This is a genomic window from Paenibacillus sp. MABNR03 (assembly GCF_050455445.1).
GTDB classification, from domain to species: Bacteria; Bacillota; Bacilli; order Paenibacillales; family Paenibacillaceae; genus Paenibacillus; species Paenibacillus xylanilyticus.
This window is the reverse complement of the sequence record NZ_JBCIYR010000008.1, coordinates 135,624-150,533: the sequence shown is the minus strand read 5'-3', so window position 1 is coordinate 150,533 and position 14,910 is coordinate 135,624. Positions and strand designations below refer to the sequence as shown.

The window sequence follows — 14,910 nt, the reverse complement described above, 5'->3', positions numbered from 1 at the left end:
GGAGGCTTAGCTCAGCTGGGAGAGCATCTGCCTTACAAGCAGAGGGTCGGGGGTTCGAGCCCCTCAGCCTCCACCATATACGCCGGTGTAGCTCAACTGGTAGAGCAACTGACTTGTAATCAGTAGGTTGGGGGTTCAAGTCCTCTCGCCGGCACCATTAATGCCTGGAACCGTGGTGTAGTTGGCCTAACATGCCTGCCTGTCACGCAGGAGATCGCGGGTTCGAATCCCGTCGGTTCCGCCATTAATCTAAAAATTAAATAAGGCTCGGTAGCTCAGTCGGTAGAGCAGAGGACTGAAAATCCTCGTGTCGGCGGTTCGATTCCGTCCCGAGCCACCTTTTAATCCTGGAGGATTAGCGAAGTGGCCAAACGCATCAGACTGTAAATCTGCTCCCGTACGGGTTCGGTGGTTCGAATCCATCATCCTCCACCAGTTTTATGAGTCATTAGCTCAGTTGGTAGAGCACCTGACTTTTAATCAGGGTGTCGAAGGTTCGAGCCCTTCATGACTCATCTTGTTAGAGAAGAGTGATTAATCATTAACGTGATTAATCACTCTTTTTTTGTATATATCCATTATGCCGTTGAGGACAGGTCAATGTGGATCAAAAGCGATATCGTGTAAGATATGATAAAATAGTAGAAAAAAAGCAGAGTGGTGGCGTTCATTATATGAAGCTCATACTTGGTCTTAAAGAACAAATTGAATCCATTATCGGCACGTCCTTGGACGAATATGAAATCACGGTAGACGAGTGGAATCAATCCGCAATGCAGTTGACCGGTGAGGACCGTGCTCAAAGCAAGATGATTATGGTGGAAGATGCAGAGGAAGAACAACCTGATAAGGTGATAGGCTCAGGTATACTAGCAAATGTGAACAGCCTGAAAACAGAGGAACGCATCTATTTTAGAGTTAGGATAAACGAGAATGAAGGAACTGTAGTGTGCTGGGGATGTTCTGCAGGTTCCATAACAAATGAGACCAGGCGCTTAATCGAACTGCTGATTACTAACAGTGCAGACCGGATCATTGAAGAACAGCCTGTAGTTTATGAAAATAACAGGGAGCAGCAGCTTGCTGAACTGGGCCAGTGGCTACGGAAGAAGATTGAGCATCCTTCGCAGCCAGAGGACATTCCGGCGCAATTTTCAATAAGGGAAGAACTGCAATCTGAAAAGATCCCATTTTTGCTGCAATGTGAGACACCGGATGCCCATCGTATTCGTTCGAAGGAACTGAACAAGTTATTGGGAAGTTATTTCGGCGAGGAAATTTTGCTAATTCCTCTGGGAGAACAGGACTGGCTCTTTCTGAGTGACGAGGAAATTGTTACGGGTGAAGCCGAGGAGGATACACTTGAAGCAAGAAAAGAATTATTAAATGCGTTTTGTTTGGGGTTATACGAACTGGTAGCGAGCGAATGGGCGGGTGTGTTCCATTTATCTGCATCCATGCCATGTATTCCGGAGCACCAATTGTCGACGATTACAGCGTTGCTTCATGAGAGTATTCACTTGGGTAGGGCATTTCACGTAGCGCAGCATATCCATCTTCCATGGGATTTGCACCTGGAGCGTCTGGTGGAGAGTATTCCTGAGCAGCAGCGTCTTCGTTTTATCAAGGAAACGGGTAAGGATACGACGATCTTTGATGATAGTGAGACACTTGCAACGCTGGAGACCTATTTTAGTTTGGATTGTAATGTCAGTGAGACAGCAAAACGCCTTTTCATCCATCGGAATACGCTCATTTACCGTCTGGATAAGATCAAACAGGAGATCGGCTATGATGTGAGAAGCTTCGAAAGTGCTGTTCTGGTGCGGCTTTTGCTCCTTATGTACAAAGTGACGAAAAAGCTCTGATATTTTTGTGCAGTTTGCGAATAGTCAAACATCACATGGATGGGTTAATATAAAACTACGAAATGTATTCGATTACAAAATGATTTCTGAGGAGGCAACAATCATGGCTGGTGTACGTTTAGAGCATATTTTCAAAAAATACCCGGGTTCTGATAAAGCAACAGTAGTTGATATTAACCTGGACATCAAAGATAAAGAATTCTTGGTACTGGTAGGTCCGTCCGGTTGTGGTAAATCAACAACACTGCGTATGATCGCAGGCCTTGAGGAAATTTCTGAAGGTAAACTCTATATCGGTGACCGTGTCGTTAATGATGTTGCTCCTAAAGACCGCGATATTGCGATGGTATTCCAATCCTATGCCTTGTATCCGCATATGAGCGTATACCAAAACATGGCGTTTGGTTTGAAATTGCGTAAAGTGAAAAAAGACGAGATCGACAAACGTGTACGTGAAGCAGCTAAAATCCTAGATATCGAACATTTGCTTGAGCGTAAACCTAAGGCGCTGTCCGGTGGTCAACGTCAGCGTGTCGCTCTGGGACGTGCGATTGTCCGTGATCCACAAGTCTTCTTGATGGATGAGCCGCTCTCCAACTTGGATGCTAAACTTCGTGGTCAGATGCGTGCAGAGATCACTAAGCTTGCAAAACGTTTGGAAACAACTGTTATCTACGTAACGCATGACCAGATCGAAGCCATGACCATGGGTGATCGGATCGTCGTTATGAAAGATGGTATCATTCAACAAGCAGCTTCTCCGGAAGAGCTGTATAACCACCCGGCTAACCTGTTCGTAGCAGGTTTCATCGGTTCCCCGACAATGAACTTTATCTCGGGTAAATTGGCTGAGCAAGGTACTAGCCTGCATTTCGTAGCTCCTGGTGTGGACGTTGAAATCCCGCAAGGTAAAGCACAAGTGCTGAAATCAAGAGGATACATTGGCAAAGAAGTCATTCTGGGTGTTCGTCCAGAAGATATTCACGAAGAGCCAGTATTCCTGGAAGCATCCCCGAACTCTGTATTCTCTACACACGTAGACGTAACAGAGAACTTGGGTCACGAAATGCTCCTCTACTTGAGCGGTGTAGGTAACGACACTACAATCGCACGTGTAGACGGACGTTCCAACACTCGTGATGGTTCCACAGTTAAAATGGCAATCGACATGAACAAAGTTCATATCTTTGACAAAGAGACTGAAGTGAACGTTCTCCTTCAAGACTAATCATACTGGGATTCCTCGGATCCGATGGAACATCAGTTAACGCAATCATACATTGTATTCAGAGCCCCTTCCGTTGTTGCTGGAAGGGGCTTTTTTGATTCATGAACGGCCGTGGTCCGCGATTGCAATCATCCCCGAATTCATTTAAGATTATTTGAAGGTCGGTTTTACTTCATAGAATCTGTAACCTGAAATGAACAAGATGTATGCGCTAATAATGGAATGGAATTGACGCAAAAGTGCTGATGTACATAGAGAGGCAGCGAATGCTGAAAGGAAGAGACAAATGGCGAAAAAAGTGAAAGTATCTGAATTGGTGCAGCAGTTCCAGCTTGAGGTTGTGTCCGGATCTCAAGGTTTGAAGAGAGTGATTACCGTAGACGATTTGAACCGCCCTGGCCTGGAAATGGCAGGTTATTTTGAATATCATCCCAAAGAACGGGTACAGCTGCTTGGAAGAACAGAGCTGGCCTTTTTTGCAATGTTGCCTGAAGAAGAGCGTCGTGACCGGATGCAGCGTCTATGCACGGAAGAAACGCCTTGTATCTTGGTAACTCGTGGACTGGAAGTACCACAGGAACTAATCGATATCAGTGAGGAGCAGAACCTGGCGGTGCTTCGCAGCAACATGGCTACGACGATCCTGTCCAGCCGGATTACCGGTTTCCTTGAGGGTAAACTGGCGCCAACGGCAACGATTCATGGTGTACTGTGTGATGTGAATGGAGTTGGTATGCTGATTACAGGCAGCAGCGGTATTGGTAAGAGTGAAACAGCACTTGAACTGGTGAAGCGTGGACACCGCCTGATTGCCGATGATGCAGTTGAAATCCGTCAAACATCAGACTTCCAGCTGCACGGAACGGCACCTGAGCTTATCCGCCACCTGCTTGAGATTCGGGGAGTCGGGATCATCAACGTGATGACATTGTTTGGTGCAGGGGCTGTGCGTAACAATAAGCGGATTACCCTGGTCGTTCGTCTCGAGGCTTGGCAGCAAGACAAGCAATATGATCGCCTCGGTCTGGATGAGGAAACAACACGAATTATCGATACGGACGTACCTCTGGTAACCATTCCTGTTCGTCCAGGACGAAACCTGGCTGTAATTATTGAAGTGGCAGCAATGAATTATCGTCTCAAGCAAATGGGCCTTAATGCTGCTCTGCAATTCACCAACAAGCTGACAGCAACAATCTCGGAAGATATGGAAGACATGGACTAAGGGAATCTGAAGTGTGAATCAAATGTACTCAAATGCTTTAAAACATGGTCAAGACTTGGCCTGCTCTACTTCTTACGGAAAATTGGAGCAGGTCCCATTTGGTCATGCATACAGATAAGCGAATTTTATAGGAGTGTGAATGAATGGACACATTATTACTGTTGAACCCCATTGCGTTCTCCATTGGAGCGTTAAAGGTTCACTGGTATGGGCTTATTCTCGGTACAGCGGCACTAGTAGGGCTGCTGCTTGTGATCCGGGAAGGGAAAAGGTACAACATTCCGCAGGAAGTGTTTATGGACATGGTCCTGCTCGGTGTACCTTCTGCCATTATCGGAGCCCGTATATATTACGTAGCATTCCGATGGGATGATTATAAGGATAATTTCTGGGATGTCTTTAAGATATGGAATGGCGGTATTGCCATATACGGTGCGCTGATTGGTGCAATCATCTGTGCAGTCATTTTCTTCCGTCGCAAAGGATACAATTTCTGGCGTATGGCTGATATTTGTGCGCCAGGACTCATCGTTGGACAAATGATTGGGCGCTGGGGGAACTTTGTAAACCAGGAAGCCTACGGCGGGCCTGTGGAAGAGTCCTTTTTGCGGGACAAACTGCATTTGCCTGACTTTATCGTAAACCAGATGAATGTGGAAGGTGTATTCCATCATCCAGCATTTTTATATGAATCGATGTGGAGTCTTGTTGGTTTGGTCTTGTTACTGGTGTTGCGCCGGCAGAAGTTTCTGCGTGCGGGTGAACTGTTTATGTCCTACTTTATTTGGTACTCCATCGGTCGTTTCTTCATTGAAGCATTGCGTACCGACAGTCTGGGCTTCCAGGCACCGCAGTGGCTTGCGTCGCTTGTCAACGGATTATGGTCTCCAATGACAGCAATGGGTTTCGAACAGGGCTATCTGGATCCAGCTTACGGTAACGTGAGAATATCACAATTGCTTGCCATTGGCATCATTATCGCAGCTATCATATTTATTGTAGTGAGAAGAATGACAGGCCGAGCTGATGTACGTTATAGCGATCCCATTGTATCGTCCAAGGTTCCTTCCGAATCATCGGATGATATGCCGCAAGCAGGCCCGGTTGCCAACAAAGAGAGTAAGGTTAGCCCAAGTCTTTCTAAAGAGGAGACGAAGCAAGCTGAGGATAAAAAGGAGTAATGCAGCATGATCGAAACGGTATTATTTGATCTGGATGGAACCATTATTGATACAAATGAGCTGATAATCAGCTCTTTCCTGCATGTGATGGAAGGCTGGGAGCATTCTGCCCCATGGACACGTGAACAGATCATCCCGCATATGGGAGGAACACTGGAGCAGCAGATGCGTACCTTCTCCGGACAGGAGGAAGTTGCCGAGTATGTAAAAGGGTATCGTGCTTATAATGATATCCATCATGAAGCGATGGTAAGACCATTTCCGCATGTGAATGAGGTTCTTGAGGCTTTGCATCAAGCCGGAATTGTGATGGGAGTGGTAACAACCAAGATCCGTCCATCCACGCTTAAGGTGCTGGAACGTTTTGACCTGATGAAATATATGAAATCGATTGTCACGGTAACCGATGTAACGCATCCGAAACCTCATGCTGAACCTGTGCTGAAAGCGATGGAGGAGCTGGGTGCAGATCCAGCGAAAACACTGATGGTTGGTGACAGCCCGGTTGATATCCAATCTGCCAAAAATGCAGGTGCACTCGCGGCAGGCGTTGCCTGGTCCCTTAAGGGAGAAGTGGTACTGAGCGAATATGGTCCGGATTACATGCTGCACGATATGAGGGACTTGCTTACGCTGATCCGTACGGAAACGGAACGTTCATGAGAAAAGTCACCCGCTATCCGGTAGAAGGCCATAATGCACTTTGGCATATCTATAAAACGGTAAGTCCGTGGAAGGGTGTTCGTAACTTTATCTGGATCCAGTTGTCACGGTATTGCCCGATTCTATCGGTTAAAAACTGGATCTATCGCCATATGCTTGGCATGAAGGTGGGCAAACATACCGCCTTTGGATTAATGGTTATGGTGGATGTATTTTTCCCGGAGAAGATTACGGTAGGTGAGAACTCCGTCATTGGTTACAACACAACGATTCTGGCACATGAGTATCTTATTAAAGAGTACGGATTGGGTGAGGTCATTATCGGTGAAAATGTGCTGATTGGTGCCAACACGACAATCCTGCCAGGGGTGACTATTGGGGACGGTGCTGTGGTTGCTGCAGGGGCAGTCGTTCACAAGGATGTGGCACCGGGAGCATTTGTCGGTGGAAATCCGCTTCGTGAGCTATCCCGTACGGCCGCCTCCTCTGAAATGGAGATGCTTGTGAAAACGGATGAGCGTGTCCATTAGTGTAGCAGCGGACAACGGGTAGACCCATGAAGGGGAGCACAAATAGGATAGTACAAAATGCATTTTATACAGAGGCACAATAGAACTGTGCTGTTGGTGAAGAGAAGCTGCTGAAGGCAGCTTTTTTCGTATACAGATATCGGTAGGCATGGCTTGCAGCACAAGTTAAGCTGTCTGGCGCAGCAGGCTGGCAAGGGCATGGTATTGTTGACGATGTGGAGTCATTCATGTTATCATATCCCATATCCTTTAGTTTGTTAGCACTTTACCATATGAAAGTATTTGGAGATAGTATAAATTCAGCATCAATTAATGAATCAAGAAAGGCTGCCCGGCAGCATCCGCACAGAATCCCTTTATCAAGGGTAATAGAAGATAGAAATTGGGGATTTACGATACATAAATCCTGCCTGAAATAAGCAGTGTGCCACAACCAAACTACTGACTCGGGGTGAATGATACCAATGTCCAAACCAAAAGGCTTTGAAAAACCGACAGGTTTTCGTGACTATACACCGCTTGTGGTGAACAAGCTGAGAACGATTGAACGGAACGTACTGGAATGCATGGAACGCTGGGGTTATCGCCAGATTATGACGCCAACGATTGAATATTACGATACGGTGGGTGTAGCGAGTTCGACCTCGGATCGCAAATTGTTCAAATTGCTGAATAGCCGTGGAACAACGCTTGTACTGCGATCGGATCTGACGGCGCCCATTGCGCGAGTGGTATCTTCCCTTTTAAAAGATGAACAGCTCCCGCTGCGTCTGTCCTATCATGCGAATGTGTTTCGCTCCATTGAAGAAGAAGCAGGTCGTGAGGCTGAATTTTTCCAGACAGGCGTAGAGCTGGTGGGGGATGACTCTCCTGAGGCGGATGCCGAAGTGGTTGCGCTCGCGATTGCCTCGCTGCAGGCAGCGGGAGTGTCTTCTTTTAAAATAGCGATGGGTCATATGGGTTTCCTAAACGGTTTGCTGGAAGAAGTCATTCCAGGGCAGACGGTACAACAGGCCGCACTAAAAGAAGGTTTGCTTGGACGCGACTATGTTGGCTATCGTCAATCGATCGAGGAACTTAATCTGGAGCCAAAACTGAAAGAACAACTGGAAGCCATTCTGCGTTTGCGCGGTGGCAAAGAAGTATGTGCACATGCAGCAGAACTGAGCGCAAGCGTAGAAGCAGCGCAATCGATTGCTCATTTGTGTGCTGTGTTTGAGGTACTGGAAGCATACGGTGTATCCGAACACGTACTGATAGATCTGACGATGATCGGTGATTTCTCCTATTATACAGGCATGACATTTGAAGGTTATGCGGCAGAGCTTGGATCGCCGGTATGCAGTGGGGGGCGTTACGACAATCTGCTGCAGCAGTTCGGCCGTTCGCTTCCGGCAACGGGATTTGCATTGAAAACGAACCGGATTATTGATGGCGTACATGGCATTACGATGGAAGAGAACAAGCCTGTACTTATCCAGTACAACAAGGCACGCCGAGCTGAAGCACTGGCGGAAGCGGCCCGATTGCGCAGCAGCGGACAAAACGTGGTGACTCAACTTTTATCAGATCGTGAAATAACAGAACCTACAACAGAGGTTTTTGCATCAACAGGGGCAAGCTCAGAGCGTTCAGCAAGAAACGTCTACGAGCAGGTCATCACCTATCAAGCTGAACAAGGAGGACGCTGAGATGTCGGATATTTTGAAAGTAGCCATGCCCAAGGGCCGGATCTATAAAAAAGCTTCCAAGCTCTTTCGTGAAGCGGGTCTGGATATTCCCGTTGATGTGGACGACACGCGTAAACTGGTCATTGAAGTGCCGGAAGCCGGGATGGAGTTCATCATGGCGAAGCCTGTGGACGTGCCAACGTATGTGGAGTACGGTGTGGCGGATATCGGGATTGTGGGCAAAGATGTGCTGCTTGAGGAGAACCGGGACGTATACGAACTGCTCAATCTCGGTATCGCACAGTGCCGTATGTCGGTTATTGGATTGCCGGATTGGACCCCAGGTATTCAGCAGCGTGTGGCAACGAAATATCCGAGAATTGCATCTCAATATTTCCGCGAACAAGGGCAGCAGGTGGAAGTGATTAAGCTGAACGGCTCGATCGAACTCGCCCCCCTGATTGGGCTGGCTGACCGGATTGTCGATTTGGTAGAGACGGGACAGACACTGCGCGAGAATGGATTGGTTGAGATGACGGGCATTCTGGATATCACGAGCCGCCTTATTGCGAACCGGGTGAGTTATCGGATGAAAAACGGACGGATTCAGGCATTATGCGATGCGCTACAGCAGGTCATTCCATCGCCCAATGAAATCTCGGCGGGAAACCTTCAGGGAAGTTCATCGGGCAAGAGGATTAGAGGAACCGATTACGACTTATAGATGACGGGAATACAGGGCCAGGGAGGTAGAGGGCATGAAAATTGTACCTGCACGGGAATTTGATCTGAAGCGTGAAGTGGAGTATGGTACACCTGAGCAAAACGAAACGGTCCGGCGCATCGTCAGCGACATTCGGCGCGAAGGGGATGGGGCGCTGCTGCGTTACACCGAGCAGCTGGACCGCACCAAACTGACGGCCGCGGGACTACGGGTGCCGCAGGAAGAACTGCAGGCGGCTTACGCTGCTGTAGAGCCTTCCTTCGTGACGGCGATTCGACAAGCCGCCGCTAACATTCGTGCGTTCCACGAGAAACAGAAACGCAACTCGTGGATGGATTGGCAGCCGGACGGCAGTCTGCTGGGCCAGGTGATCCGACCGCTGAAGCGGGTCGGCGTATATGTGCCTGGCGGCAAAGCAGCGTATCCTTCGTCAGTGCTGATGAATGTGATTCCGGCACAGGTGGCAGGAGTACCGGAAATTGTTATGGTGACGCCGCCGTCGACCAACGGTGGCGAAGGCATTAACCCGTACATTCTCGTGGCTGCTGCGGAAGCAGGCGTGAACGAGATGTATCGGGTTGGCGGCGCACAGGCGATCGCCGCCCTCGCTTACGGCACGGAAAGCATTGCACCGGTCGACAAGATCTGTGGACCGGGCAATATTTACGTGGCGCTCGCGAAGCGCGAAGTGTACGGCGCGGTCGATATCGACAGTATCGCCGGGCCGAGTGAAATCGTGGTACTCGCCGATGAAACGGCGAACCCGGTGTATGTCGCCGCGGACCTGTTGTCGCAGGCGGAACATGACGAGATGGCATCGGCCATTCTCGTCACGACCTCGGCCGTGCTGGCGGAAGCCGTGCAGGCCGAAGTGCAGCGCCAGCTTGAGGCGCTGCCGCGGAAGGCTATTGCTGCTGCATCTGTGGAGCAGTATGGCGCGATTATTGTGGTCGATTCCATTGATGAAGGAATCGATGTGGTGAACCGGCTTGCACCAGAGCATCTGGAGATTTTGGTGCAGGAGCCGATGGCTTACGCTGGCCGGATTGAAAATGCCGGCGCGATCTTCCTTGGCCCATACAGCTCGGAGCCGGTAGGAGATTATTTTGCCGGACCGAACCACATTATTCCGACCAACGGAACAGCCCGGTTCAGTTCTCCGGTGGATGTGGATGATTTTATTAAAAAATCGAGTTTAATCTACTATAGCAAGGAAGCGCTGCTCCAAAACGGAGCGGCTATCATAGAACTGGCCCGCCATGAGGGGCTTGAAGGACACGCCCGTGCAATCGCTGTACGGTTAGAACAGGAAGGAAAGGCGGAATCGGACAATGGATAAGCAGAATAATGGTGTGAAACTTGAAAATAAAGGTGCTGTGCGCCAGGCAGAGGTTGATCGCAAGACGAACGAAACGAACATTCAATTGGCGTTTGCTGTGGACGGAACCGGACAATCGACCATTGAGACGGACGTTCCTTTCCTGAACCATATGCTCGATCTGTTCACGAAGCACGGACAGTTTGATCTGAACGTGCAGGCGCGTGGTGACATTGATATTGACGATCATCACACTGTAGAGGATATCGGGATCTGTCTGGGCCAGACCCTTCGTGAAGCATTGGGAGACAAACGGGGCATCAAACGCTATGCCAGCGTTTTTGTACCAATGGATGAGGCACTTGCTCAAGTCGTCATTGATGTAAGCAACAGACCTCACTTCGAGTATCGTGCGGAGTATCCATCCCAGCAAGTGGGCAGCTTCTCCACGGAACTGGTTCATGAATTCCTGTGGAAACTGGCATTGGAGGCGCGGATTACGCTGCATGTCATTGTACATTACGGGCAGAACACACATCACATGATTGAAGCAATCTTCAAGGCATTGGGACGTGCACTGGATGAAGCAACGATGATTGATCCGCGTGTAACAGGTGTGCCTTCTACGAAGGGAGTGCTGTAGACGATGGCGATTGCAATTGTCGATTACGGTATGGGGAACCTGCACAGCGTCGGCAAAGCGGTCGAACGTCTTGGCTATGAAGCGCTGGTGACCGGTGACCGGGAAGCAATTTTGGGTGCAGATGGTGTCATACTGCCTGGCGTCGGTGCATTTGGTGATGCAATGGTGCATTTGCGGGAGAACGGACTGGACGCTGTAGTGAAAGAAGCGGCAGCTGGACCGAAGCCACTGCTCGGCATCTGTCTGGGCATGCAGCTGCTTTTTAGCTCCAGTGAGGAGCATGGGGAGCATACGGGGCTGGATATTTTGCCAGGAAAAGTGGTGCGTTTCGCACCAGGAGAATTGAAGGTCCCTCACATGGGGTGGAATCGGCTGGAGTTTCTTCACCCGGAAAATCCACTTTTCAGTGGGCTTGAAGCCGGCCATGTTTATTTTGTCCATTCCTATCATGCACGTACTGAAGTGGAAAGTGATCTGCTGGCCGTCACGGATTACGGCCATCCGGTTACTGCCATTGTCGGCAGAGGAACCAATTTCGGCATGCAGTTTCACCCGGAAAAGAGCGGTGAACTTGGCATGAAGCTGCTGGGTAATTTTCTTGCCCTGACGGATAAGCTTGATCAGGGGTAAGTGGAGGTTTTCTGGACAGGGATCGGCCATAGTTGAACACAGGTACGGATAGGGTGGTCTTATCCAAACCGAAACCTGTAGTTAAGCAGCAATACTCATGTAGTTGTATAAACCATTAAGAACAAATCAGGAGGCCTTGTATGTCATCTTTTATCATATATCCGGCAATTGATATCCGGGACGGCAAGTGTGTAAGACTGGTGCAGGGAGATTACAATCAGGAGACGGTATATAATGATGACCCGGTGCAAGTTGCCCTTTCTTGGGAGAAGCAAGGCGGTACATATGTTCATCTGGTCGATCTGGATGGTGCAAAAGCGGGTCACCCCGTAAATGACGAGCTGATCGGGCGCATTGCATCCGCAGTGAACGTGCCTGTTCAGGTAGGCGGGGGACTACGTACGGTAGCTGATGTAGAACGCTTGCTGGGTCTTGGGGTCAGCCGACTTATTATCGGAACGGCGGCGATTGAAGATCGAGCGTTTACCGAAGAGGTATTGGGACGTTACGGAGACAAAGTGGCGATCGGTATTGATGCCCGAAACGGTTATGTGGCTACTCGCGGATGGCTGGAAACTTCAGAGGTGCAGGCTGAAGTACTGGCGAAGGAACTCGCTGCATTTGGTGCCGAGACGTTTATCTTCACCGATATTTCCCGTGATGGCATGATGCAGGGACCGAATGTGGAAGCCATTGTTTCTCTGGCCAAGGCGAGCGGACGTAACGTTATTGCTTCCGGAGGTGTAAGTGTTATGGATGATCTGCTTCGTCTGAGCCGCCATGCGGATGATGGGATCGGAGGAGCAATCGTTGGTAAGGCGCTATATACCGGCAGCATTGATCTGTCCGAAGCGGTGCGCGCAGTTAACAAGTAAAGGAATCGGGTAGAGAGGAAGAGGCGTATGCTGGCAAAAAGAATTATCCCCTGTCTGGACGTGAAGGACGGCCGGGTTGTTAAAGGCGTTAACTTCGTGAATCTCCGCGATGCGGGTGATCCGGTTGAGCTGGCGGCACTGTATGACCGTGAGGGTGCAGACGAACTGGTATTTCTCGATATTTCGGCTTCCGTGGAAGGTCGCGAAACGATGGAGGAAGTGGTGCGGCAGACCGCTGGCGAGATCGCCATTCCCTTTACTGTAGGTGGTGGCATCTCCAAAGTCGAAGACATGAAGCGCATTCTACGTGCGGGTGCGGACAAAATTGCAGTCAACACGGCTGCGGTGCTAAACCCTCAGCTGATTGCCGATGGGGCTCGCCGCTTCGGTTCCCAGTGTATCGTGGTGGCGGTAGACGCCAAGTACAATGAAGCCTGGGGTGAGTGGGAGGTCTACACTCATGGGGGACGGAAACCTTCAGGAATCAAGGCTTTGGAATGGGTGAAACAGGCAGAAGCCCTGGGAGCAGGTGAAATTTTGCTGACCAGCATGGATGCGGACGGAACCAAAGATGGATTCGATCTGAAGCTGACTGCGGCTGTATCCGAATCGGTGCGTATTCCTGTTATTGCTTCAGGCGGCGCGGGCAAGGAATCCCATTTCTACGATGTGTTTACGGCGGGCAAAGCAGATGCCGGACTCGCGGCAACGATATTTCATTATAAAGAAATCGCCGTTCCGGCGTTAAAACAACATTTGAGAGAACAAGGGGTGGAGATCCGTGAGTAATGTAAGTAACGAGATCAGGGAGCGCTTATCCCTGGAGCAGGTTGTAGAGCACATTCGCTGGAGTGACGGGCTGGTACCTGCGATTGTGCAGGATGCCGAGACACGCCAAGTATTGATGATGGCTTACATGAATCGGGAGTCGCTAAAATTGTCCCTGGAGTCCGGAGAAACCTGGTTCTGGTCACGTTCACGTCAGGAACTGTGGCACAAAGGTGCTACCTCGGGAAATGTTCAGACAATTACTTCACTGAAATATGATTGTGATGGTGACACGCTGCTTGTGGAGGTTAAACCAAACGGGCCTGCCTGTCATACGGGAGAGGTAACTTGTTTCCACAATGAAATCGTGGGACTGCCTCAGAAATCTGTAGAACAAGACGGAACAGAAGCAAATGCAAACTCTGCAGGTCCACAAGCGGAAGGTCGCTTCGATGTGCTCGCTGAACTTGAATCCGTCATTGCTGAACGTGAACGTGAACGTCCGGAGGGCGCGTATACAACATACCTTTTTGACAAGGGCGTTGATAAAATACTGAAAAAAATCGGTGAAGAAGCGTCCGAGACCATCATCGCTGCCAAAAATAAAGATAATGACGAGCTTCGTCTGGAGGTCAGTGACCTGATGTATCACTTGCTCGTTCTGCTGCAAGAGCGCAAGCTGCCGCTGGACGACATTATGGCCGAGCTGAGCCGCCGTCATGAACGGCCTCGCCGCGATTAGGGGGTACTCCAGTGCGCATAGATTATCACACACACCATGAGCGCTGCGGTCATGCCGTGGGCAAGCTGGAGGCGTATGTGCAGCGGGGCGTGGAGATTGGATTGTCCCAGATTGGGCTGTCTGATCACATGCCTTTGCTGCATGTAGACCCGGCCAGTTATTATCCCGAAATGGCGATGCCTATGGACGAGCTGCCTCGATATGTGGAGGAGTGTTTCTCCCTGAAAGAGCGGTATCGCGGACAGATTGATGTACGCGTTGGTCTGGAGGGGGATTACATCGAAGGCTGGGAGAACGAAATCCGGTCAATCATTGAGCGTTATCCATGGGACTATGTCATCGGTTCGGTTCATTTTCTCGGGGAATGGGATATTACCGACTTCCGCCAGACCCATCACTGGGAAGGCAAAGATGTTCTGGAAGTATACCGTCAATATTATGATGCCGTATGTAAAGCAGCTGCAACAGGCATGTACGATATTATGGGGCACACAGACGTCATCAAGCGGTTTGGTTTCGCTCCATCACCAGAGCAGACGGAAGAGCGCATAGCACTGGAAGATGCTGCTTTGCAAGCCATAGCGAAGAGCGGCTGCGCCATGGAGCTTAATGCGTCCGGATTATCGAAGCCATGCGCTGAGATGTTTCCTGGCAGCCGGATGCTCACGGAGGCCATTAAGCTGGGGATTCCTCTCACACTTGGTTCCGATGCACACGATCCACTGAAACTGGGTGAACATTTGCCTGAAGCCGAAAAACTCCTACATGAGCTGGGCTGTACGGAGGTTGCTGTTTTTGAAAGCCGTCGCCGCTCGTTCGTTCCTTTAAATGTATAAGACAGTGGG

Annotated in this window: 15 protein-coding genes and 6 tRNA genes; all 21 read left to right on the top strand. The window is 49.7% G+C overall.

Annotated elements, in window-relative coordinates:
- The 21 genes from AAIH57_RS26980 (at position 1) to hisJ (ending at position 14,901) form a co-directional block, all read left to right on the top strand.
- A tRNA-Val gene (locus tag AAIH57_RS26980) sits at positions 1 to 76 on the top strand.
- A 5-nt stretch (positions 77 to 81) separates the two neighbouring features.
- Positions 82 to 157 (top strand) — tRNA-Thr (locus AAIH57_RS26975).
- Positions 158 to 166: 9 nt separating this feature from the next.
- Positions 167 to 244, top strand: a tRNA-Asp gene (locus tag AAIH57_RS26970).
- Between the two features lie 20 nt (positions 245 to 264).
- Positions 265 to 337 (top strand) — tRNA-Phe (locus AAIH57_RS26965).
- Positions 338 to 349: 12 nt separating this feature from the next.
- A tRNA-Tyr gene (locus AAIH57_RS26960) sits at positions 350 to 435 on the top strand.
- Between the two features lie 7 nt (positions 436 to 442).
- Positions 443 to 515 (top strand) — tRNA-Lys (locus AAIH57_RS26955).
- A 159-nt stretch (positions 516 to 674) separates the two neighbouring features.
- Positions 675 to 1,868: a PucR family transcriptional regulator gene (locus tag AAIH57_RS26950; RefSeq protein ID WP_430023661.1), complete on the top strand. Its 1,194-nt coding sequence runs from the start codon at positions 675 to 677 to the stop codon at positions 1,866 to 1,868.
- A gap of 103 nt (positions 1,869 to 1,971) precedes the next feature.
- A complete protein-coding gene (locus tag AAIH57_RS26945) occupies positions 1,972 to 3,096 on the top strand; it encodes an ABC transporter ATP-binding protein (protein ID WP_062326717.1) in 1,125 nt (374 codons plus the stop codon).
- 286 nt (positions 3,097 to 3,382) lie between these two features.
- Positions 3,383 to 4,321, top strand: a complete 939-nt coding sequence (hprK, locus tag AAIH57_RS26940; RefSeq protein ID WP_175394304.1) for an HPr(Ser) kinase/phosphatase — start codon at positions 3,383 to 3,385, stop codon at positions 4,319 to 4,321.
- A gap of 143 nt (positions 4,322 to 4,464) precedes the next feature.
- Entirely contained in the window at positions 4,465 to 5,502 is a 1,038-nt protein-coding gene (gene lgt, locus AAIH57_RS26935; protein WP_175394305.1) for a prolipoprotein diacylglyceryl transferase, read from the top strand.
- Positions 5,503 to 5,508: 6 nt separating this feature from the next.
- A complete protein-coding gene (gene ppaX, locus AAIH57_RS26930; RefSeq protein WP_175394306.1) occupies positions 5,509 to 6,165 on the top strand; it encodes a pyrophosphatase PpaX in 657 nt (218 codons plus the stop codon).
- Complete coding sequence (locus AAIH57_RS26925) at positions 6,162 to 6,695, top strand: acyltransferase (protein WP_175394307.1); 534 nt, start codon at positions 6,162 to 6,164, stop codon at positions 6,693 to 6,695. The genes ppaX and AAIH57_RS26925 overlap by 4 nt, the downstream gene beginning before the upstream one ends.
- Before the next feature lie 464 nt (positions 6,696 to 7,159).
- On the top strand, positions 7,160 to 8,386 hold the full coding sequence (locus AAIH57_RS26920) for an ATP phosphoribosyltransferase regulatory subunit (RefSeq protein ID WP_430023660.1): 1,227 nt from the start codon (positions 7,160 to 7,162) through the stop codon (positions 8,384 to 8,386).
- A 1-nt stretch (position 8,387) separates the two neighbouring features.
- Entirely contained in the window at positions 8,388 to 9,089 is a 702-nt protein-coding gene (hisG, locus tag AAIH57_RS26915) for an ATP phosphoribosyltransferase (protein WP_430023659.1), read from the top strand.
- 34 nt (positions 9,090 to 9,123) lie between these two features.
- Entirely contained in the window at positions 9,124 to 10,428 is a 1,305-nt protein-coding gene (gene hisD / locus AAIH57_RS26910) for a histidinol dehydrogenase (protein WP_430023658.1), read from the top strand.
- The gene (gene hisB / locus AAIH57_RS26905; protein WP_217506307.1) at positions 10,421 to 11,050 is read left to right on the top strand and encodes an imidazoleglycerol-phosphate dehydratase HisB; all 630 of its coding nucleotides are present in this window, start codon (positions 10,421 to 10,423) and stop codon (positions 11,048 to 11,050) included. The genes hisD and hisB overlap by 8 nt, the downstream gene beginning before the upstream one ends.
- Positions 11,051 to 11,053: 3 nt before the next feature.
- Positions 11,054 to 11,680, top strand: coding sequence for an imidazole glycerol phosphate synthase subunit HisH (gene hisH / locus AAIH57_RS26900; RefSeq protein WP_430023657.1), 627 nt, complete (start codon positions 11,054 to 11,056; stop codon positions 11,678 to 11,680).
- Between the two features lie 140 nt (positions 11,681 to 11,820).
- The gene (gene hisA / locus AAIH57_RS26895) at positions 11,821 to 12,555 is read left to right on the top strand and encodes a 1-(5-phosphoribosyl)-5-[(5-phosphoribosylamino)methylideneamino]imidazole-4-carboxamide isomerase (RefSeq protein ID WP_095292978.1); all 735 of its coding nucleotides are present in this window, start codon (positions 11,821 to 11,823) and stop codon (positions 12,553 to 12,555) included.
- A gap of 27 nt (positions 12,556 to 12,582) precedes the next feature.
- Positions 12,583 to 13,344, top strand: a complete 762-nt coding sequence (gene hisF, locus AAIH57_RS26890) for an imidazole glycerol phosphate synthase subunit HisF (protein ID WP_175394312.1) — start codon at positions 12,583 to 12,585, stop codon at positions 13,342 to 13,344.
- Positions 13,337 to 14,065, top strand: a complete 729-nt coding sequence (hisIE, locus tag AAIH57_RS26885) for a bifunctional phosphoribosyl-AMP cyclohydrolase/phosphoribosyl-ATP diphosphatase HisIE (RefSeq protein ID WP_430023656.1) — start codon at positions 13,337 to 13,339, stop codon at positions 14,063 to 14,065. The genes hisF and hisIE overlap by 8 nt, the downstream gene beginning before the upstream one ends.
- An 11-nt stretch (positions 14,066 to 14,076) precedes the next feature.
- Entirely contained in the window at positions 14,077 to 14,901 is an 825-nt protein-coding gene (hisJ, locus tag AAIH57_RS26880; RefSeq protein WP_430023655.1) for a histidinol-phosphatase HisJ, read from the top strand.
- Positions 14,902 to 14,910 lie beyond the last annotated feature (9 nt).